Consider the following 20,752-nt stretch of genomic DNA (forward strand, 5'->3'; position numbering starts at 1 on the left):
TCCTAACGGATACCCTTACGAATATTACTCAATTTTGCTTTAAGTTTTAGATTTGCACTGGTGTGAATCTGAGATACTCGCGATTCGGTTACCTCTAATACTTTTCCAATTTCCCGTAATGTCATATCCTCATAGTAATACATAATTAATACTTTTTTTTCTCTATCGGGAAGTTCATTAATTGCGTCCACGATAATTCGCTTCATTTCCTCCCGCTCTACAATGACATCAGGATTAAGCGAAGCAGGCGCTTCAATACTATCGACAACCGGCGTCTGCTCGGAATCGTCCGATCCAAACCGTAAATCCGTAAGGGAAATAATACTGGTGCCTGAAATCTTTAATAAAACCTGATGAAATTCTTCCACACTCATACTGAGCGCTTCGGCAATCTCCGAATCGGTTGCAGCGTGCCCCAACCGGGCTTCCAAATCCGCTATAACTTCTTCAATTTCACGGGATTGCTGACGTACCGAACGGGGAACCCAATCGATTGAACGTAATTCATCGAAGATAGCGCCGCGTATACGGGTAACGGCATAAGTATTGAATTTTACATTTTTTTCGGGATCATATTTATCGATAGCATCCAGAAGACCGAATACACCGTACCCGACCAAATCATCAAACTCAACATTGTTCGGCATACCGACCGCAACCTTACCGGCAACATATTTTACAAGCGGTGCATATTTTATAATAAAAAACTCACGGAGCTGTGGGTCTTGCGTATGTTTATATTCAAGCCAAAGCTCGTCTTCCGGTCTCGTATCTAAACTGACATTTCCCATACTATATCAACACCCACCCTCTAATCCTCAGTTGCTAAAACAGTTCTAATGGCCTGAGCCATTACTTTACTATCGGTACCGCCAGTCTGAATACCGATCATAGAAAAACCGCTACTATCCGTTTGTATGCTGTCATCAATATTCTCATTTTCATCAAAACCATCATCATCTATAAATGATCCCATATTGGGTAAATCTGATAAGCCGCTATTATCATCCTGAGAACTGTCGTCAAATGAAAGGGGAGAAGAATCCACAGATTCGGTGTTTTTACGAGCATTATCGCTATCGGAGCTGTTCGAAAGAGAGCGACCGGAACCCGATTCCGTACTTTGGGACTCTGCCTGCGTTTCTGCAGCGTTCGGTGTTGCAGTAGTCTCCGCGTTATCGCCTGCCGTTACCGGCGCGGCAACACCCAAGTCGTCATCAAGGGTAATATTAATATTTGCTCCGGAAGAACTACTCGCCGTTTCAGCGATATCCGATGACGCCGGAGATGTAAAAAGATCGGGGATAAATCGCTCCAAGAGAATCCGTGCGCATAACACAAAGATTCCGGCTCCTATACCGGCAATAAGCCCCCTTCCCAAAATATGTAAGAACCGTACCCCGCTTATCAGTCCGATAAGCATAGATAAAACGCATGTTGCACCGGCAATGATTAAGGGAGCTTTTAGCTTCAACACGGACAGACCTCCACTTCAATAGCTTATGCGAATTTCTATCTCTCGTCAAGGTATTGCCGGAAATTCTTCCGGGTAATCGCATCAGACTGTTTTTAGCGACCCCGCAGAATCATTGAGGCTGTTCAACCAGAACTGCCAAGGATGGCGGTGGTTCCATGCAGTAGCGATGTTTTTTGCTTGAGCAAAAAACTCGCGTTCAAAAATTGACAAGGAGGTCAATTTTTGAACTTGCCACGGATGTATAACAGTTGAAGATGGCGCGTGATGCGTTTGCCTGTCTGTTAGAAAAAAATAAGGCGCCAACGAATAATGACGCCTTATTTTTCGCAATCTTGCAAAGAAGCCGGTTAAACCTTAAACTTATTAACCTCGGCTACTAAGCCTTCAATATTCTGTTTATTCTTTTGTGTAATTTCATTTACTTCTTGCACAGCATTATTGATTTGCACTGCTCCCGTAGCCATTTCATTCATACTGTCGGTAATAACACGAGTAAGATCGTTCAGCTTCTGCATCTCTTCCGCAACCCCTTCGCCACCTTTGAGCATTTCGGCAGAACCCTCGCTTACTTCAACCGTTACCATATTGATATTTTTAATTGCGGCAAGCACTTCTCTACTACCATTTTCTTGTTCACGCATTGCCTCAGTTAAACGGTCACTCATCGACTTTACCTGTTCCGATAAGTTAAAGATGGTGCTGAATTTTTCTTCGGCTGTTCTGGAAGAATCCGAAAGCGTTTCGATTTCTCCGCTTAATATTTTCAGCGTTGCAGTGATTGCTTTACCTTGCGTTGCGGAATCTTCCGCCAGCTTTCGGATTTCGTCGGCGACAACCGCGAAACCCTTACCGGCTTCCCCTGCGTGTGCGGCTTCTATTGCGGCGTTCATTGCAAGTAAGTTTGTCTGCGAAGCAATATGCTGAATAACGCTCGAAGCTTCCAGCAAACCACCTGATTCCTCTGCAATTTTCTGCGTTACGGTATTGGCAGTCACAACGGTCTCTTTGCCGTCTCCGGTTGCGGAGGCTAATTTCTTAATAGCGCTGTCGGTATTTTCAAGCGTTTTGGTAATGGAAGCAATATTTGCAACCATCTGTTCTATAGAAGAAGACGATTGTGCAACGCTTGATGCCTGTGCTTCGATACTGGTATTAAGCTGTTTAATCGTCCGGACAATCTCTTCGATAGTGGATGCTGTTTCGGTTACGCTTGCCGCTTGCGTCATTGCCTGCTGCTTTACACTTTCAATATTTGTGCTGATTTGATGGATAGCGCTTGCGGTTTCGACCATGTTGGAAGCAAGTTCATTTCCAATTTCTTCCATTGATCCGCTATTTGCACCGACAGCACGTACCGACAGGGCAAGTTTTTCTATTGTTTCGTTGAAATATGCGGACAAATTTGTTATTTCATCATTTCCGAAAACCGGTAAACGGACAGTTAAATCTCCTTCGCCGTGAGCGATATCTCGTAATGCAGCGACAACCGCCTGAACAGGCTGCATCATTTTATAGGCGATAATATACACAATGCCAAGCGATAATACTAAAATAATAATGCCGATAACCATAATGCCTTTGCGAAGTGCGTTCACGGTTCTCATAAATTCATCCACCGGAGCTTTTATAATAACCGTCCAGCCGGTTACCGGCACGGTAGCGTAAGAGGCTATATACCTGATATCATCATATTCATAATAGCCGACTTCACTTTTTTGAGTATCAAGTGCATGCTGGGTAAAAGCCGCTAAAGAGGTAAGCGATGAGTTTTTTTTGACCATTTCTAGCGGATTTTGTTTACTTGTTACCATCTCATAATTTTTATGCGCTATGACAGTCCCTGTTAATCCGAGTATATAACATTCACCGGTTTTTCCGACGATAATATCGCTTATCTCTTGAGAAAGCAATTTTGCCGGTGCCGCCGCACTAAGAACACCGATGATGGTATCCATGTCGTCATACAGCGGAACAGCAAAGAGTATTTGCATATTATTCGTTATTTGCGAAAGAAATGGTTCCGTAATATAGTTTTTTCCCCTAGCAGCGGACTGAAACCATTCCCTGTCACTTACAAGCGTGAGGGATCTATGCGCGTCATACCGATTACCTTCGAGATCACACACACCGAAGTAATCTATATTTGCATTTCGTTTCGCTTCTATTGCTAGCATTTGCGCCTTTTCCTGCAATGAAAGACTATTGTCGCGTAAAAACGGCATACGGGCAAGTCCTTCTACAAATTGTACAAAGGAAGAGGCTCTTCCGTCGACAACTTCTGCAATATCTGTCGCCTTATCGGTAAGATGGGCTTCAATTTTTTCCATAACGGCTTTACGGGCTGTCCTTATTGTCAAAGTTCCCAGCGTAATGCCCGCCGCTAAAATCAATAACCCAAAAAATAAAACAAGCTTATATCTAAGCGGGAAAATTCGTTTTCCTGTGGTCATAAGGTATCTCCCGTCTTGATGTGTTTCCTGTATGTGTACAGACTTATTGGAAGGTGTGTGTCGGGGGGGGGGGGGGTATTATACTTTTTTCATTCATTTTGTCAAGCATCTCCTTTAGACAAATTTAAGATTGCATCAAACTACTGCATTACATGACATTTCCAAAGGATTAATAAGGCTTTAGAAAATTCTTACATTCAATGCTGTGAATACTACTCTTGTAACAGTGAATAGTTGGTAAAAAAATCCGCTGTTATTATGGAATCCTTCACTTGTAGGATGCGTAGCCGGCAACCGCCTGCTTATAGAGAAATGCTAATATTTTTATGTATATCAACTTTCTCTAATAACTTTATGTTAAGATATTATCACTTTACCACCGACTTATTCAAGGTATGAAAAGCATCAGATACCTTCTGAAAATATGCATACTGTCTAAACCTCGTGTACAAAGACGTACAATGTTCACGTTGCCCGCCATGAATGGCAGACGTGTTAACGGAACATTTTTTTAACGGAGCCGAAAACGCCACGAGTAATTTCCCGTCCGACTGAGCGGGTGATGCTGTCAACTAAAATTCTTCCCAACCGGTCTGTGGTGCTTTGATTTTTCCGTTTTGCGGCTTCTTCCAGTCTTAACTTTGCCGCTTCCGCCCTTGCTTTGGCGTTTTCGGCTCGTATAAGCGCCGCTTCTTCTTTTACCTTTGCTGCGGTTTCTTTTGCGAGCTGTTTTTCTTCGGCTTGTCGTGCTACAGCTTCAGCCTGTTCGGTAAATTGCTTGGTAAGAATCTCGTAGGCGGATTCACGGTCTACAGGATCCTTGTATTTGTATAACAAGGGAGATTCTTCTACCAACGCTGTAATTTTAGCGCTGTCAATTACACCTATTTTACTGTGAGGAGGAGCAATCAGTGTCCGCTGGGTTATGGAAGGGCTGCCGTCCTGCTGCAAAACGGAAACAAGGGCTTCTCCGGTTTTAAGCTGTGTGATGACTTGAGCGGTGTCGAACGCAGGATTGACGCGGAAGGTCTCGGCTGCAAGGCGTATGGCTTTTGCGTCCTTAGGGGTAAACGCCCTCAACGCATGCTGAATTTTATTTCCCAACTGACCAAGGATCGCTTCGGGAATATCGGCGGGATTTTGGGTGACGAAAAAGACTGCAACGCCTTTCGACCGGATTAAACGCATAATTTGTTCAATCTTTTGAAGCAATATTTTTGATCCGTTATCAAACAATAAATGAGCCTCATCAAAGAAAAAGACAATTTTCGGTTTTTCAGCATCGCCGATTTCCGGGAGATTCTCGTAAAGCTCGGATAAGAACCATAACAAAAAGGTTGAATACAGCATGGGCTTTTGGTACAGTTTGACGGCATTTAATATATTGATATATCCGCGTCCCTCGAATGTTTGCTTAAAAAAATCAGTGAGGTCTAAAGCCGGTTCGCCGAAAAAATTATCCGCTCCTTCATTTTCGAGCGTTAAAAGATTCCGCTGAATTGCTCCTATCGAGGTGTCGGAGATATTACCATATTTTAATTTTAAATCCTGCTTATTTTCACTGATATAATGGAGCATTGCTTTAAGATCCTTTAAATCCAAAAGCAATAGCCCGTCCTCATCGGCGACCCTGAACGCGATATTCAGTACGCCGGTTTGTACTTCGTTAAGGTCTAACAGGCGAGAGAGCAACAACGGCCCCATTTCAGAAATCGTAGTGCGTATGGGGTGTCCCGTTTCTTGTAAGATACTCCACATCCGCACGGGATAACTTTTAAATTCAAAGTTTGAAATATGCAAGAGACTGAGCCGTTCTTGCAGTTTGACACTCGATTCACCTTTTTCGGCAAAACCGCACAGGTCGCCTTTCACATCCGGTAAAAACACCGGCACGCCTAAATCGCTGAATGCTTCCGCAATTACTTTGAGCGTAACGGTCTTTCCCGTACCGGTAGCTCCCGTAATAAGTCCGTGCCTATTCGCCCTCATCGGCAAAAGCTCTACGGCGGTTTCACCGCGACCTAAAAAAATTGCTTCGCTCATAATGCTTCCTTATAATGGTAATAAAGAAGGCAACCACTAAAAATATTTTTGATGCAGTTGCCATGGAATTTCGTCTCTATGTCCGCTTAACCCGTTTAAAGAGTTCCTCGCGGGTAAACACAATCCAGATTGGGCGGCCGTGCGGACAAATTGGTTCGGGAAGTTCAAAGGCTTGCGCCGCAATGCGCTGCTGTGTTACGGGATCGAGGATGGCATGATCCTTACAGGCAGCGCGGCAAGCTGCTGAGGCTAAAACCTGATAGAGGATATCACCGGCATTTTTACGGACGCCGCTGATGTCGCGGATAAGATCGCGTTCCGTGCCTGTCCATCGTGCCGGTACGGCGGTTACCTGCCATACGCCTGCACCTTCATCGGAGAGGGCAAACCCCGCCTTACACAGCAGTTCCTGATGTTTTTTGATAAACGCATCGTCTTCTTCCGATGAAGTAATAATCCGGTAGGGGATTAATAGCTCCTGTACGCCGCCGGTATTGCGCCGCAGCTGCTCAAAGATAATCCGCTCGTGGGCGGCATGTTGGTCGATTAAATACAGCGCATCGTTTTTTTCTACTGCGATAAAGGTACCGGCGACCTGTCCGAGCAGCTTAAAATCTGCCGGAGGAAGATCCGGCGGCGGCTGTAAATATACTGCCATACCCGTAGCCGCAGGCGGCGGAATAATATGCCCGCTTGCCGAATAGCTAACCGCCGCTGTCGCCGCTATTTGGCGGAATGCACTGCCGTATCCGCCCTGTGCATCACCATATTCTGCTTGATTACCGGATAACTCGCGGACGTATCCATACTCAGCAGCCGGTGTACCGGCATCGTTTCCGTACGCCTTTCCATATTGGTCATAGTCATCGGCTGTTGTGCCAGCAACTGGGTTACCATTTTTACCGTATCCATACTTACCGGCTGTCATACCGGAATGCAGCGGCTGCGGATATGCTCCTGCCGGAGAACCGTGCTTTTGTGCGAGAGACTCCGCATACAGCCTATTTTGTTCGCTCCATGCCGAATACGGTACAACATCCGGCTGCAGACTGCCTTGGGAAAAATTGTCTTGACTATTATCACTTCCAATCTGCCCGCTTGCACCACCTCCGAGGCCGTTGTTTACAAAACCGTTGCTTTTGTCCATAGCCTGCCCTGCTCCGCCATACTGAAAATCCAGCGGGCGGGTAAGGCTTTGATCATACTTCTCTTTTAAGAGACTTGCAACGGTATGCTGTCGATAGAAGGCGCCGACGGCGCTGCTAACGGCATGGTGGATGGCGCCGTAATCTTGAAAGCGTGCTTCTTTTTTTGCGGGGTGAATGTTAAAGTCAACACGGGAAGGTTCTACCGTTAAGAATAAAAACGCAACGGGATGTCCACCGTTGGGAAAATAGCCTTCGCTGCCGTACTCGATTGCCTGCGTAAGCCCGAACTCGGTAATCCTTCTGCCGTTGACAAACACCATGATGGCGCGTTTATCACTGCGAACGACATCCGGACTGCCGAGCACAATACGGAACGAAAAATGCTCACCGCCTCCCTCAATTTCAAAAAAGAGCGCTTCGGGTTCTTTAAACGAAAAAGCAGCGAGGCAGCGTTCCCGCAACGACTTCGCAGGAGCAAGGAGAAAACGGAGCATTCCGTCCGTGACAAAGCGCATTTCGGTTGTATAGTGAGGGAGGGCTTTGTCAAGAAAGATTGTTCTACATAGCGCAGTCTCGGCAGCCGCCCGCTTTAAAAACTGCTTGCGAGCGGGAAAATTTTCAAAGAGGTTTTCTACCTGCACCACCGTACCGGCATTTAGACGCGCCGGCAGTATCTTCCCCAGCTGCAATTTCCATGCGGCGGGACCGTTTCGCGTCGAGGTAATTTCAAGATCGCTGACCGCTTTAATAGAAGAAAGCGCTTCACCGCGGAATCCGAGACTGTGTAAGGAGAGCAAATCTTCCGCCGTGGAAATTTTGCTCGTGGTGTGAGTGTCCGTACAGATTGCGAGGTCTTCACGGCTCATTCCGCAGCCGTTATCCGTAACCCGAATGCGGTCGATACCACCGCCCGAGATTTCCACCTGCACCTTTGAAGCGCCTGCATCGATTGCATTGTCTAAAAGCTCGCGGATAACGGCTGCGGGGCGATCGATAACCTCTCCCGCTGCAATTTTCCGCGCCGTTTCTGCATCAAGCGCTTTTACCGGCTTGTACACAGCAGCGGAATCAGCTGATTGAACCGCAGCCTTCTTCGACGTATTAGAGGGGGATAAACCAACAGCATCGGCAGCAACAGCCGTATCGGGATGAGAAGAAGCTTTAGATATTTCAGGTGATTGAGGCGCGGTATCCATTGCTATACGTCATCAACTGAAAAGAGCTCAAGTTCAGGCTTATCCTGTGGCGGTACCGGCTGATTCATCAATATCTGCACCTTGCTTTCTATTTTATCAATATCTTTTTCCAAAGTTTTAGCGAGTTTTATTCCTTCTTCAAAAGCGGCAAGAGCCTCTTCCAACGGAAGATCGGCACTCTTGATTTTTTCGCTGATTTCTTCAAGCCGTGCTAACCGTTCTTCAAACTTTTTCAACTTCTTCTCCTTCCATGCTCAAGGCAATCGTCCAGACTGTTTTTAACAGCCCCGCAGAATAATAAACCGTAATGATGATAACATAAAAAACAAGAAAAAATCAAATAGCATTAATACAATTTTTTTAGTTTGTTTGCGATTTTATTTATGAATAGGATTGAATAGCCTGACGGTATCCGCACCGAGCTTGTTGATTGTTTTAACAATAATGATGCAATTCAATCTTGTTGATATTTTTTTGATATAACGAAGCCCGTATACTTATATCTGATTTCATCACAATGTTTAAACTCTGCATCAACAACCCCGACGCAGAGCATTGCCGAGGACAGCGAGTATTAAACCCTCCGCACGAATAAGCTCATTAAATTAAAAAATAGTATTTTATACATTTTGATATTTCTATTACTAATTAATGAACGAAACAATAAATATGCTTTTTACTTAATATATGAGTATCTCTTGGATTATCAACAATGAGCATAGTAATAACATTCTCAAAAAAAATATTATTAACTTTAAAGAAGCGAAGCCGCTTTAGCGGCGGAGCGATATAAGGAATTTCTATGCTAAATGCAATATCAGGTTGAAGCGAGTATTATGTTTTGTATTCGATGACATTTCTATTTTTATCATAATATATGAGACAAAACAAGTTGATATAGCATCATTTTTATATGCATTTCACTGAGGTTCAACATCTATATGCATATATGGTTCATATACACCATATAAATTCTGATATTCTTTGTATAAATACTCATATTCTTTGCGAAATTTTTCTATCCCTAAGTTTAAATCAAATAGTTTAATAGTCTTTTTATATATTTCATACAATATGAAAATCTCATCATTTCGCAAGAGATCTTTTTGATGCTTATCAATATATTGGTTATAAAGTTGAGTAATCTCTAAAAAATTTTTCTTTTGAATGAGATAAGAACAATAAGCAGGCTGATTTACTTCTAACAGTTTTCTCATACTTGAATTATGCGAATAGGTAATATTTCCTATTATATAGTAATTAGAAGCAATTAAGTTTAAATTAATAATAGATTGGGTCATATTAGTTATCAAAAAATCATAAGTTCTATTTTTTTTATCAATCGTATTATTTATTATGAGCAAAACTACTGCTATTAATAAAATAGCAAGTCCCCCATATAGAATATTAGAAAAAGTAAATACTTTATGCAAATTAACTTTAACCTTTTTTTGACGCTTACCGCATTTTGGGCAAAAAAACATCCCCTTCATTTAGTGTATTTGAGCATTTACTACATATCATATTCATATCATTCTCCTTTATATTCATAACGCTCCTCTGCGTAATGAAGTTCTCCTCTCCATTGCTGCTCTATCTTACAACAAATTTTATTTCCTTGCCTATAATATTCATACCATTTATTATCAGTAAAACCATTTCCTTCATATATTAGTTTTCCTTCACCATCATACTCTTTTACGTTTCTGATGGTCAGCCATTTATATATGGTTTCACCGTTATACTCTATTGGAATGTATTGTTTCTGACCAGCAGATAACGCTTTATCCTGCCCCCACGCTGTACATATCCCGATCATCAAAAAAAATAAAAAGCTATACAACTTAATCTTATTTCTCATCTTTTCACCATCCTTCGTGCAATGTCCTTTTCCATTACAATTATTTTATTTTTTATTGAAAAAATACTTTGACTTCTTCCGCTCCTGCCTGCCGTTAGGCAGTCAAACCTAACATTCGTTTTAAACCGCATTTTTTGCAAATGCAAAAAATGTTGGCTTTGAAAACTGTGTTATGTAATTATTTCATTTTAGCCAATTTAATGCCTTTTCTACAACTTTATTATACCATTCTTTCTCACTATGGCTCTCTATAGCTACAGTTTTAGAATATTCAAAGAAAGATTTTACTTGTTCTGAATTAGGTGTATATGAAGCTTTAAATGAATCTTCAAGCATTTTTTTGAATACAGTGAGTGGAATAGGAACAATTACAGATCTTCCACCATAATAGGAAATATTTAAATTATGCAAACCATAAAAATGAGCAATACACGCTTCATTTATTATTGGTGCAACAAAAAGACAGTAAGCATTTTTATTTATTTCTTTTTTAAATTTTGCCAAATGTCTTGGAACAGGCTCGCCTTCCATTTCATATTGCTTCTGCCCACTTGCCATTGTTACTTCAACGGTTAGACCGAAACTATCATAATCACAAACAATATCTGCCATGTTACCTTGTGCAGTAGACATTGGATTACCAAAATCATCAAATTTAAGATTTGCTTTAATGTTCCCCCCATCAAGCATAGTCATTCCACGCCAAACATTCCATTCCAAAATTAAAGAAGGGTCGTAAATGTCATTTTCTTCTATTTTTTTGAATGTATCTTGGATATCATCATATTTTTTATAATCTTTAATCTCTGCAACTTGTGTTTGAATTATTTTTTCTTTTTTTGCGATTATCAAATCATCAAGTTTTTCTTTTAAATCAAGAACAGAAGCTGTTTCTGAGATTTCTTCTGATGGATTTTCAATTTTAATTTTCTGAATCAATGCAGATTTATCATCAGTAAGCAGTTTTGGAAGTTCAGAATTTCCAAGATAATTTAAATATTTTTCTTTATCGCCTACAAAGATTGGTTCACGAGAAATATTTTGTAAAATAAATTCTACATCAGTTCTTTTTTCTGGAAGGATTGAAAGTGAACGGCCAATGTGAGAAATCGAAACAAGTCCTGTTGCACGAAGATATCGAATACAAGCATCTGCATAATCATGCATATTACTTGCTTTTGTTTGCAAGAATTTTTTTACCGTCGCAATATTATTTTCCCGTATTGAAGTTTCACCTTTTAAAATCTCTGCTTTATAGATTTCTTGTAATTCATCTACTTGATAGTAATACTTAAACTCTCGATATTTCTTTGCAGTCTTTTCGCGATCAATTCTAAACTTCTCTATTTTCTTTACTATTTTATCAAAATTTCGATAATCAGTAAGTTGCAAACCAAATATCATAAGTTCATCAAATTTTAGAGTTCCAAGAGTGTAAATCAACCGCAGAATTTCAAGATAAGGTTTTACATAAAAAGTTGCTGCTTTTTCACTTGGAATATGATAGGGAGAAGGTATTTGAAACTTAAGTAATTGGCGTAAAAAGACATCCTCTTTTCGTTTGGCGGAAATTAATGCTTTTCCAGCGTTTGTAAGTATAATTTTAGGTTCAAGTAATACAAAACCTAATGCTTTTGGAGCACGATTTATCCTATCTCTTGCACTAAAAGCTGGATCATTATTCCCAGAACCATTGAAAAAATTTTCATTTCGCAAGAGTTCCATAAATGCAATTTGCGTTTCCGTATTCCATTTTTTACCTTCAAGCTTTCTACGCAAAAGGTCGATTTCAGGAATCATTTTTTCTGGAGTTCGGGGAGATGTTGTAATGAATAAAACTTTGCTGTCTATGGATTTTGCCATGATTATTCCTTATAATTTGCAACTAAAATATGATTTGCAGCAACTTTGAACCTGTTACGAATATTTACAGCATATTTTTTTGCATATTCATCGACTATCATATTTCCATAAAGTTCTTCTGTAAGTGAAGTTTTTCCAATTACCATTAAAGCTTTACAACCAAGATTTTTAAAATCTTGTGCTAATTTTCGATGAGAATCATCATTAAATCCATCTTTGTATTCTTTATTTCCATAATCAGAAAATACGCAATCATAAGGAGGATCTAAGAAAACAAAATCATTAGATTTTGTCATATCAAAAATTTCTTTATAATCTTTATTATAAATTTGTGTATGAGCAAGAAGATTTGAATGTTCTTTTGAAACCAACGAAGTATTTAAATGCTGATACCTTCCGAATGGAACGTTAAATTCACCTTTAGCATTATATCTTATCATTCCAGAGTAAGCTGTTTTATTTATAAAAAAATAAATTAAAGCATCAGAATATTTTTTTTCAGATAAACCATTATACATATTACGAATTTGATAATATAAATATTCATTTTTATCTTCCACATGTTTTTTCGGATGAAGTTTTTTTAGTTCATCAAAGTCATGACGATTTTCTTCATAAATCTTTTCTATTGCATCTAATTCTTTGCGAAGATTTGCAAAATCGGTTTTTACACCATCATAAAACATTATGAGTTTAGAATTTATATCATTGATAATTGCATTTTGAGGCTCTAAATAGAAATACAGAGCGCCTCCACCAAAGAAAGGTTCTATGTATCGCCCATTAAACTGCGGAATTTGCTTTTTTATGTTTGGAATCTCCTTAGATTTTCCACCACGATATTTTATCAAAGGTTTCATATTAAAACTATATCATAAAACTAAATTTATTATAACTGCTTAACCAAGTGCTTCAGTTCGGGCAGTCCAACCTAACATTCGCTTAACCTGCATTTGCGGCTTGTCCGCAATGTCAACGTTGAAGCGAGTGTTAGGTTTTCTTATAGTTTCAAAAGAACTTTTTCCTGGTTTTTAGAAACAGCAAGTTTTGGATAAGTAATAATTTCAAGTCCCATTCCGAGACTGTCGAGATAGTCTATTAAAGTTGAGATTTTTATATCTTTCCTTTTTTCAATTTTAGAAACAGATGACTGGGTAAAATTAGTCATTTCTGACTGTTTTACATTCTGTTCTTCACGAAGCTGTGCAAGACGAATTGTCATAATATCCTGCTCGGCTTTTATGTGAGTGCGACGAACAGCCTCTGGAGACATATTACTTTCCATCATTTTGATTGTGTCTTTCATTTTCCAACTCCTTCTCATGTCTTTCAACTATTACTTCGGATTCGGCTATTAAATCTTTATAAAACTTATCACGGTCTTTACCTTTCTTGTCTCCGCCAGTAAGCAAAAATGCATTTCTAGCAGAATCAAAGTAATAGGCAACTCTCAAAAGATGTTTCTGAGTCTGGTTTCTCAGTTCTTTAAGGTTACTAAGTTTCTTAGAACTATGAAGGACATCTGCATACGGACGTGAAAGATTTGGCCCGTATTGTTGTAGTAAAAGAACTCTTTGCAATACGGCTTCCTTACATTTTTCGTCCAATGTTAGAAACCAAGCATCATATTCATCTGATGAATCTACATTCCACATAATTTATTATATGAACTAAAGTGAATATTTGTCAAGAAGAAAAAGGCGGAATTGCCCCGCCGTATAAAAAGATTATTTAATTATTATGGACAGGTAAACTCAGCAACATTGCTCCAAGAACTGTCAGAAACATTATATGCAGAACTTGTTACTTTTAACCAGAAGTAATATTTTTTCCCCGATGTAGGCTTAAAATAATATGAGCCAGTATAATTAACCGCTCTTGTATTTTCCCCTGCTTCTACAGTAGCAGTTGAATTATATGTGTCATAAGTGGCTTTAGAGGAATCATTTGTAGTCGAGTAGCCTAAAATTGCGTTCGTTGCACCCTCAAATTTTCCGGTGTAATTAAATGTAACATTATCAGCACAACTAATTGTATTATCTGTAATTGAATTAATAACCAAATTTGTCGGGGCTTCAAGTTTAGTTAGAGTTTTACCCTCATTTGTTGCTGCCTGGTTACAGCTGACAAAAGCAAGGGTCAATAATACAGTAGTTAGTAATACTGTAAATTTAGAAAAGCGTTTTATAAAATCCTCCTATGATTTTATAAATTTATTTTTAGATCGAAATAAATATCATAGGTTGGTTCCGCACCTGCCTGCCACTAGGCAGTCCAACCTAACTATGTAGCTAAACCGCAAACGGGCTTGTCCCGTTTGTCGGCTTTGAGCTACTTGTTATGTGATTTTTTACTCATTTGCAACCAATTTTACCACAGCTTCCACAAGCTTCTGATAATTTTCTTCGGAAAGTCTTGACACCTTCTTTTCAAGGCAAAATTTATTTACCGCACCAATAAGATGAATTACTGCGACCGAATCTTTCGAAAGCCCAGTTTCTTCTTTTTTAATAAGAATATTAGGCTCAAAATCTACTCGGTCTAGATTCGAAGTAAAAGGAATTACCACAACTGTATTCAGATCTTTTATTCCAAGCAAATCATTTTGCATTACGACGGCAGGACGTATTTTTGACGGCAAGCTGCCTACCGGTTACCCAAAATCAATTGTCCATATCTCACCATGTGTCATTTTTTAATTCCTCCCACATAGTGTTCATTGAACTTCGGGCAATATCATTTTCCATTTCGGTATAATTTTCTTCATTCCGTTTTGTTTTCAAAGACTCGAGCATTTTCCCCATTAAAATAATTGTCTGTTCATAGGAAAGAGAAAGCACTTGTTCCGTAAAATCTGCGTAAGCGGTATCTGACATATCGCACCTCCAACTTTCATTATACCATATTTCAAACAATTTTTCACAAAATTATGCTTTTTTTATCGGATGCCTGATGACTGTTTTCCATTTTTCAGGAGAACTTTTTCTGGGGTCTGAAAGATAAATCTCATGATGCAACCGTTTTTCCGTCATATCGTTTTCATATCCATTTGATCGAATGAAATCATCCATAATTTTTACGCTTGTCGGTTCATCGTCATAAGAACCGTTATGCATTATCTGAACGCACAAGCCTTCTTCAATCGATAGAAATTCCGCAGAGGAGCAATCGATTTTTTTCTTTTCAGCAGCAGTCTTTACAGCCCAATCAAAATCTTTTTTTGTAACAAAATCTGGAATACGAATTACCGAAATCCAATTGAAGCTTGATTTGTCTGAATAGTCTACGCCGTCAATCCCGGCCTGCCACCAAAAACCTTCCAACGGAGGAACAACATATTCAAAAAATTCGTTAATTTTATAATCAGTCTTGTAACTCATTTTTAGAGTATACGCTACCGCATATAATACTCCAACTGCCCGCTGATAAGCGCCGCCTGCTTCATTTGGATTTCCTTTTCCCCTAACTGCAATATAATTCATTTTTGGAACTGTTACAATTTCTGGTTTATTTTTGGGAAGATAAAATTCCCGATATTCTTTCTTGAAATCAAATGCCATTCTTTTCTCCATAATAGCTGCCCACTGGGCAGTCCACATAACATTGTTTTAAACCGCAAACCGGCTTACCCGGTTTGTCGGCTTTGAAAACGGTGTTAGACGATTTTTCATAAAGATTATAACTCTTTATATTTATTTTCAATTCTATGGATTTCCTCGTGCTGTGTTTTAGATAAATAAATTAAATTTCCAATACTATTATCATAACCATTATTAGTAATATGATGAATATGGTACTCACCTGTATTAGGTCGTATTAAGAATGTCCAAGCTGTTAATTGATATGTATAATACTGCAATAATTTATTATCAAAATCAGTGCCATCTAACTTAAGCCATCCAATTTTTCCTTCCTCATCTTTTTGAGGAACCATCCTCTCTCTATATTTTACTCGTCCAAAACTACTTATAGAATAATCTTTGTTATAGGGATAAGTTTTCCATATTTCTCCTGGGATAAATTCATCCATGCATAATGTACCGAGCATTTTTGAATCGATTATTTGTCTTTCAGATACTATTTGTTTATTTTTGTCATATCTTAATTGATTAAGTAAGAGGATATTTTCAAATCGTGTTTTCCACTCAATAAATTCTTTATCATTTAAATAACTTTTATAAACAATATCATTACCCATTATATTACTCCTTTTGATTAACAAACATATGAAGCTAAAAAATAATGTTTTAAGCTTTCATTTGTTTTCAATCCATTCCAATAAAAAACTTAATTTTTACTATAAAACCTTTATCGTTATATATTTTTTAATTTCTTTAACACTATTCTTATATCTTATTCATAAATTAATCAATAATTTAAATTTTACATACTCACCTTTTTTATATTACTTAAATCATAAATTCAAAAAAATATGAATTTTACTATGAGGCTAAAATTTTATATAACTTGATCACTTTATATTACAATTACCATGAGCATCCGAAGGACTTATAACTCGTTGATTCCCTTAACAAGTTTTAAAATCCACAGATAAAAATGTTACTTCCTTATACAAGTAGCTATTATAATAAAACATAACTTTATTCAAAGAATCTAAGCTATTAATTTGGTTTTATAATTTAATTTACAAAAAATACACCTTATTTTTCAAAGTTATAGTTTATCGTGCCGAAGGCATCGGTCTAACATTCGCTTAACCTGCATTTGTGCCTTTGCCGTCGCGCATAGCGACGGCAAAGTTGGCGCGAAAGTTGCATAAAAAGGGGCTGCGTCAGCAGCGACCGCTTGAGCAACTTTCGTGACAAAACAAATGTCAGGTTGAAGCGGGTGTTAGATTTTCTTTTCAAAACAAAAACGTAATTTCGCTCAAATTTTTTATGCATTATTTCTAAATGTATATTTAAAAATAGTCTGCATTCCTTTTGTTCAAACTATTTTTAAATTTTACACCTTTACTCTTAATTCCTTTATTTACTATCCATATAACTTCCCTTTTTTCGGGAGCTTCTTTATTTTACTTTATTTTTTAATTTGAATATAGCCTTAAGAATTAAACCCAAAATGTGTTGAGTTTTTACAAACCAAACGCATTTTCAACATCAGTTTTTGCTAAAACACTGACACCTTTTTCGGCTTTAATTGCTCGCCATGGTTCCCTTGATTTTATTGCTTTGTTTTTGCTCATAGGATTCCTCTGTATCTATTTAAATACAACACTAATTTTTAACTTACCACCACCTTATACCTGCATACATTACGGAACTTTTATATGCAGGTTAATGTTTTGGTAAAAATTAAACAGGGATTACTACCATTGAAGGGACATACCTGGCTTCATATTATCAATATTGTCTGAGGCTAAATATAAGGCTGTACCTTCATACTCATGCCCTGTATTACTATCAGGGTTGTTCGGTATTGTAGCTGTCCAGTATGAACCATTATACCATGAACTCGTAAATCCACTCAGCTTAACCTTAGCAAGATTTACAGTATATGCTTTTTGAAGTCCAGAAGATATAGAATCAAAAGTCTTCCAATCCAGTTTTTCGGGTGTAAGAGTACGCTGGGTACTTGAATCCTGCTTCCATGTACCAGTCAAGATGTGTTCTTTTATTGCTTCATCGCCATGAAGTTGCTTATAAAAGGTGTAGGAAAAAATATATGTTGATGACCCATCAGAATAATTAATTTTACTAAACGCCATACGAGCCTTATTGGTAATTGTATCAAAACGTTTCGTCGTTACCCCACCAACAGTCTGAGTATTAATTTTTCGCTCAAAGTAGAATTCCGATTTTTGAGACACTATGTCTTTAGTTTTATGTTGGTTAACAGCGCTATTACATGCAACCAACACTACACTAATAATTAATACTAGAACAACCATCATTGAAACGCTTCTTTTCTGTTTCATTTCGACCTTCCTTTCGCAATGCTTTTTTTCATTGCAATTATTTTTTTCAGTCGAAAGAATGCTTTGATTGGTTCCACACCCGCCTGCCTTTAGGCAGGTCAATCTAACATTCGCTTAACCTGCATTGCCGTAAAGGCAATGTCAGGTTGAAGCGGGTGTTAGGTTATATTTACAATTTATCAAAGTTAAATTCACTAAGACTTATTGTTTTTTTCCATTCAATCCATTTGTTTACTGAATTTACAACTGCTTCACAATATTTATCTGATGGTAGCGTTATAGGGCGGTAAGTTGGATAGCATGGATGATAAGCATTTATGAATACAACATTACTAAAACAATACATATTGTTCTTTTTGGTATATGGTATTGGTTCTATTTTTATCGCTTCTCTGAAATTTAGTTGTTTACTTAAAAGATTTAGTGTATTCCCACATATAATAATATCAGGTCTAATATTTTTTATTTGCTCCTGCACAATTAATCGAGTTGCTTCATTCTCAGGACATAGATAATTCTTTCTAAAAGTCTTCATTTTTGTAGAAGATTTGCCAAAAGTTTTATTTAAATTAATAATTGCGGTCTGTCTTAGATAATCTGTTTGTTCTGACTTAGAACTCTGTTTTCCATCTAAAATAAGTGAATTAATTTTAGCAATATTTTTCCATGTTTTCCATTTCCCTTTATCTAATTCAGTCGCATTTTTAAAATGCGCTATGGAGAATTTACCATTCGTTTCTTTTAATATCCAAAGTATTTTATACTTTGCCTTTTGGAATAACTTTAAATCAATAATTCCATCTTCATATTTAGAATTAATTTGATGAATCTCATCGATACAGTTAATTCGTTTTCTTTCTTCTTCATAATCCACTTTATTTCACTCCTCTACTGAAATAGACTTATGATTAACAGTATAGTTTTTTATAGTATCAGAATAACATCTGATTTACATATATCCTTCTCTCTTGGATTTCCAATGAGTGAAGTTTTAAAAATAAAACTCCACTCATTATTGAGTTAAATTTCAACACATTTAAGCATTGATAGATTGATTTTGTTTGTAGGAACTCCCGTTTCTTCAGCAAGACCTTCTTTTATACAAGCATCAATATGCTTTGAAGAATCTTTAGTTACTTTAAATCTTGTCCCTTTGAGAATTCCATCGTAAGAATTTGTAACCTCATAACAAACAATTTCTTTTGCCATACTTGGCCTCCTATAAAGTTATTTTAGATCGAAATAAATGTTATAGGCTGATTTCGCACCTGCCTGCCTTTAGGCAGGTCAACCTAACTACCGCTTAACCTGCATTTGCGGCTCGTCCGCAATGTCAGGTTGAAGCGGGTGTTAGACAAATTATCCTCTCAAATGTGTCAATTTTTCATTGATCACAATGATTAATTCTTCCGTAGATAGTTCCATATTCGGTGCGACATAATTTAACTCAATATTATTTTGTTTAGCAAATACTGACAAATCAACAGGTGTTTGAAATGTATCAGCAATAAATTTTTTTGCATGATCATTATCATCATAATAATCACGCAGAGCACCAATAATTGATTCAAAGGATATAACTTTATTAGTCATTTTTTTCCTCCTCGGGCTTTTTTGCAAATTGAATACCATATAGGATTGCTATTGATAAACTTACACTTGCAGTAATAATATTAATCCCATACCAGATAGTTAAAAAAACAGAAGTTAATTGAAGGTTACATATTATCAAAATATAGGATATAATATTTATACAAATACTGAAAATACTTATAATTAAACCTTTTGTGTAGTTGAGTTGGTTTTTTTCCACAATCCTATTTATTTCTAAAATTGAAACAGATATTTTATCACAAATTATTTTTGCAATATATCTTGGTGGTTCAATTTCTGAAATATAGACTGATTCATTATCATCTTTAGTTTTGAGTATTTTACACTCTAATGTTTCAATAATTTCTTTATATAAATGTAAAGGTAAAGGTAAATCATTTTTTATAGTCTTTGAAATAATAACTTTAAACAAAAATATAGCAGATATTATACCTATCCCAATTGTAACCAAAATACTTGGAAGCAATATTGCAGACCAATTGACATCATCAAGAATGGGCTTACTATTTTTTTGAATATTAACAATTTGCAAAGCAACTGTTATAGAAAAACTAATGATAGCAAGCAAAATACTTGCATTCTGTTGCATTTGTGAAATACGCTGCCATTGAGTTTGGTATTTATTGAATCCAAAATCAGCAACTGAAGCCTGTACATTTGTATAAACTTTTTCTTTTGCTATTTCCATGGTTCCATCCTCTTTCTGCGCCGAAGACGTCCATCTAACATTGTTTCGACCTTTCCTCATAATATCACAAAAAGCCCTCGCTTGCAATCTAAACTATCGCGGACTAAACCAATAACATCTTTCTACCATAACACCCGCCATAACACATCATCAACAGGTAGATTAGGCCTATCTTCACTAAATGGGATAAAGGCGAATCACATTCGGTCGATAGGGCTTTGAACGCCGAGACCGCCGCGGTTGAGGACGTGGGTGTAAACCATAGTGGTTAAACCATCGCTATGACCAAGAAGTTCTTGGATGGTGCAGATAACGTAACCGGATTCCAGCAGGTGCGTTGCAAATGAGTGGCGGAACGTGTGGCAGCCGATTTGCTTTGGAATATCCGACCGTAAAACAGCTTCGTGCAGGGTGCGCTGAATAACCGAAGGATCAATATGATGCACCCTGTTCGCCTGTGTCTTTATTCGTGGG

The 20,752-nt window shown here is 37.8% G+C and carries 22 protein-coding genes and 1 pseudogene; all 23 read right to left on the minus strand.

What is annotated here, in order from left to right:
* Positions 1-2: 2 nt before the first annotated feature.
* Positions 3-791: an RNA polymerase sigma factor WhiG gene (gene whiG / locus DWB79_RS01615; protein WP_016522319.1), complete on the minus strand. Its 789-nt coding sequence runs from the start codon at positions 789-791 to the stop codon at positions 3-5.
* 20 nt (positions 792-811) lie between these two features.
* Positions 812-1,477 (minus strand): hypothetical protein, encoded by a 666-nt coding sequence (locus tag DWB79_RS01620; RefSeq protein WP_016522320.1) that lies wholly within the window; start codon positions 1,475-1,477, stop codon positions 812-814.
* 347 nt (positions 1,478-1,824) lie between these two features.
* Positions 1,825-3,927, minus strand: a complete 2,103-nt coding sequence (locus DWB79_RS01625) for a methyl-accepting chemotaxis protein (RefSeq protein ID WP_040858936.1) — start codon at positions 3,925-3,927, stop codon at positions 1,825-1,827.
* Positions 3,928-4,422: 495 nt separating this feature from the next.
* Positions 4,423-5,970 (minus strand): helicase HerA-like domain-containing protein, encoded by a 1,548-nt coding sequence (locus DWB79_RS01630; RefSeq protein ID WP_016522322.1) that lies wholly within the window; start codon positions 5,968-5,970, stop codon positions 4,423-4,425.
* Positions 5,971-6,046: 76 nt separating this feature from the next.
* Positions 6,047-8,314, minus strand: coding sequence for a DNA mismatch repair endonuclease MutL (mutL, locus tag DWB79_RS01635; protein WP_016522323.1), 2,268 nt, complete (start codon positions 8,312-8,314; stop codon positions 6,047-6,049).
* Positions 8,315-8,316: 2 nt separating this feature from the next.
* Complete coding sequence (xseB, locus tag DWB79_RS01640) at positions 8,317-8,550, minus strand: exodeoxyribonuclease VII small subunit (RefSeq protein ID WP_016522324.1); 234 nt, start codon at positions 8,548-8,550, stop codon at positions 8,317-8,319.
* 684 nt (positions 8,551-9,234) lie between these two features.
* Complete coding sequence (locus tag DWB79_RS01645; RefSeq protein WP_016522325.1) at positions 9,235-9,807, minus strand: hypothetical protein; 573 nt, start codon at positions 9,805-9,807, stop codon at positions 9,235-9,237.
* 38 nt (positions 9,808-9,845) lie between these two features.
* Complete coding sequence (locus DWB79_RS01650) at positions 9,846-10,175, minus strand: hypothetical protein (protein ID WP_016522326.1); 330 nt, start codon at positions 10,173-10,175, stop codon at positions 9,846-9,848.
* Positions 10,176-10,358: 183 nt separating this feature from the next.
* Positions 10,359-12,038, minus strand: coding sequence for an AlwI family type II restriction endonuclease (locus tag DWB79_RS01655; protein ID WP_016522327.1), 1,680 nt, complete (start codon positions 12,036-12,038; stop codon positions 10,359-10,361).
* Positions 12,039-12,040: 2 nt separating this feature from the next.
* The gene (locus DWB79_RS01660; RefSeq protein ID WP_016522328.1) at positions 12,041-12,898 is read right to left on the minus strand and encodes a DNA adenine methylase; all 858 of its coding nucleotides are present in this window, start codon (positions 12,896-12,898) and stop codon (positions 12,041-12,043) included.
* 140 nt (positions 12,899-13,038) lie between these two features.
* On the minus strand, positions 13,039-13,344 hold the full coding sequence (locus DWB79_RS01665; protein WP_016522329.1) for a helix-turn-helix domain-containing protein: 306 nt from the start codon (positions 13,342-13,344) through the stop codon (positions 13,039-13,041).
* Entirely contained in the window at positions 13,313-13,693 is a 381-nt protein-coding gene (locus DWB79_RS01670) for a type II toxin-antitoxin system RelE/ParE family toxin (protein WP_016522330.1), read from the minus strand. The genes DWB79_RS01665 and DWB79_RS01670 overlap by 32 nt, the downstream gene beginning before the upstream one ends.
* 83 nt (positions 13,694-13,776) lie before the next feature.
* Positions 13,777-14,181, minus strand: coding sequence for a hypothetical protein (locus tag DWB79_RS01675; RefSeq protein WP_245541278.1), 405 nt, complete (start codon positions 14,179-14,181; stop codon positions 13,777-13,779).
* Between the two features lie 207 nt (positions 14,182-14,388).
* The gene (locus DWB79_RS01680) at positions 14,389-14,649 is read right to left on the minus strand and encodes a type II toxin-antitoxin system PemK/MazF family toxin (RefSeq protein ID WP_016522331.1); all 261 of its coding nucleotides are present in this window, start codon (positions 14,647-14,649) and stop codon (positions 14,389-14,391) included.
* 67 nt (positions 14,650-14,716) lie between these two features.
* A complete protein-coding gene (locus DWB79_RS01685) occupies positions 14,717-14,914 on the minus strand; it encodes a hypothetical protein (protein WP_016522332.1) in 198 nt (65 codons plus the stop codon).
* 51 nt (positions 14,915-14,965) lie between these two features.
* On the minus strand, positions 14,966-15,610 hold the full coding sequence (locus tag DWB79_RS01690) for a GyrI-like domain-containing protein (protein WP_245541280.1): 645 nt from the start codon (positions 15,608-15,610) through the stop codon (positions 14,966-14,968).
* 104 nt (positions 15,611-15,714) lie between these two features.
* Entirely contained in the window at positions 15,715-16,236 is a 522-nt protein-coding gene (locus DWB79_RS01695) for a hypothetical protein (protein ID WP_016522334.1), read from the minus strand.
* Between the two features lie 1,131 nt (positions 16,237-17,367).
* Entirely contained in the window at positions 17,368-17,976 is a 609-nt protein-coding gene (locus tag DWB79_RS01700) for a hypothetical protein (protein WP_016522336.1), read from the minus strand.
* A gap of 169 nt (positions 17,977-18,145) precedes the next feature.
* Positions 18,146-18,850 (minus strand): hypothetical protein, encoded by a 705-nt coding sequence (locus DWB79_RS01705; protein ID WP_016522337.1) that lies wholly within the window; start codon positions 18,848-18,850, stop codon positions 18,146-18,148.
* Positions 18,851-18,996: 146 nt separating this feature from the next.
* Positions 18,997-19,185 carry a ubiquitin family protein gene (locus tag DWB79_RS01710; RefSeq protein WP_016522338.1) on the minus strand — a complete coding sequence of 63 codons (189 nt, stop codon included), beginning with the start codon at positions 19,183-19,185 and terminating at the stop codon, positions 18,997-18,999.
* Positions 19,186-19,335: 150 nt separating this feature from the next.
* Positions 19,336-19,569 (minus strand): hypothetical protein, encoded by a 234-nt coding sequence (locus tag DWB79_RS01715; protein ID WP_016522339.1) that lies wholly within the window; start codon positions 19,567-19,569, stop codon positions 19,336-19,338.
* A complete protein-coding gene (locus tag DWB79_RS01720) occupies positions 19,562-20,278 on the minus strand; it encodes a hypothetical protein (protein WP_016522340.1) in 717 nt (238 codons plus the stop codon). Before DWB79_RS01720 ends, DWB79_RS01715 begins: the two co-directional genes overlap by 8 nt.
* A 197-nt stretch (positions 20,279-20,475) precedes the next feature.
* Positions 20,476-20,746: pseudogene (locus DWB79_RS01725) on the minus strand (tyrosine-type recombinase/integrase); the annotation flags it as partial.
* Positions 20,747-20,752: the final 6 nt, after the last annotated feature.

It is taken from the genome of Treponema medium, from assembly GCF_017161265.1.
In the GTDB taxonomy this organism is placed as follows: domain Bacteria; phylum Spirochaetota; class Spirochaetia; order Treponematales; family Treponemataceae; genus Treponema; species Treponema medium.

Excerpts from the sequence above, each read along its gene's own strand:
- whiG (WP_016522319.1), bottom strand. The coding sequence starts at position 791 with ATGGGAAATGTCAGTTTAGATACGAGACCGGAAGACGAGCTTTGGCTT.
- DWB79_RS01625 (WP_040858936.1), bottom strand. The coding sequence starts at position 3,927 with ATGACCACAGGAAAACGAATTTTCCCGCTTAGATATAAGCTTGTTTTA.
- DWB79_RS01630 (WP_016522322.1), bottom strand. The coding sequence starts at position 5,970 with ATGAGCGAAGCAATTTTTTTAGGTCGCGGTGAAACCGCCGTAGAGCTT.
- mutL (WP_016522323.1), bottom strand. The coding sequence starts at position 8,314 with ATGGATACCGCGCCTCAATCACCTGAAATATCTAAAGCTTCTTCTCAT.
- DWB79_RS01645 (WP_016522325.1), bottom strand. The coding sequence starts at position 9,807 with ATGAAGGGGATGTTTTTTTGCCCAAAATGCGGTAAGCGTCAAAAAAAG.
- DWB79_RS01650 (WP_016522326.1), bottom strand. The coding sequence starts at position 10,175 with ATGAGAAATAAGATTAAGTTGTATAGCTTTTTATTTTTTTTGATGATC.
- DWB79_RS01655 (WP_016522327.1), bottom strand. The coding sequence starts at position 12,038 with ATGGCAAAATCCATAGACAGCAAAGTTTTATTCATTACAACATCTCCC.
- DWB79_RS01660 (WP_016522328.1), bottom strand. The coding sequence starts at position 12,898 with ATGAAACCTTTGATAAAATATCGTGGTGGAAAATCTAAGGAGATTCCA.
- DWB79_RS01665 (WP_016522329.1), bottom strand. The coding sequence starts at position 13,344 with ATGAAAGACACAATCAAAATGATGGAAAGTAATATGTCTCCAGAGGCT.
- DWB79_RS01670 (WP_016522330.1), bottom strand. The coding sequence starts at position 13,693 with ATGTGGAATGTAGATTCATCAGATGAATATGATGCTTGGTTTCTAACA.
- DWB79_RS01680 (WP_016522331.1), bottom strand. The coding sequence starts at position 14,649 with ATGCAAAATGATTTGCTTGGAATAAAAGATCTGAATACAGTTGTGGTA.
- DWB79_RS01685 (WP_016522332.1), bottom strand. The coding sequence starts at position 14,914 with ATGTCAGATACCGCTTACGCAGATTTTACGGAACAAGTGCTTTCTCTT.
- DWB79_RS01690 (WP_245541280.1), bottom strand. The coding sequence starts at position 15,610 with ATGGAGAAAAGAATGGCATTTGATTTCAAGAAAGAATATCGGGAATTT.
- DWB79_RS01695 (WP_016522334.1), bottom strand. The coding sequence starts at position 16,236 with ATGGGTAATGATATTGTTTATAAAAGTTATTTAAATGATAAAGAATTT.
- DWB79_RS01700 (WP_016522336.1), bottom strand. The coding sequence starts at position 17,976 with ATGAAACAGAAAAGAAGCGTTTCAATGATGGTTGTTCTAGTATTAATT.
- DWB79_RS01710 (WP_016522338.1), bottom strand. The coding sequence starts at position 19,185 with ATGGCAAAAGAAATTGTTTGTTATGAGGTTACAAATTCTTACGATGGA.
- DWB79_RS01715 (WP_016522339.1), bottom strand. The coding sequence starts at position 19,569 with ATGACTAATAAAGTTATATCCTTTGAATCAATTATTGGTGCTCTGCGT.
- DWB79_RS01720 (WP_016522340.1), bottom strand. The coding sequence starts at position 20,278 with ATGGAAATAGCAAAAGAAAAAGTTTATACAAATGTACAGGCTTCAGTT.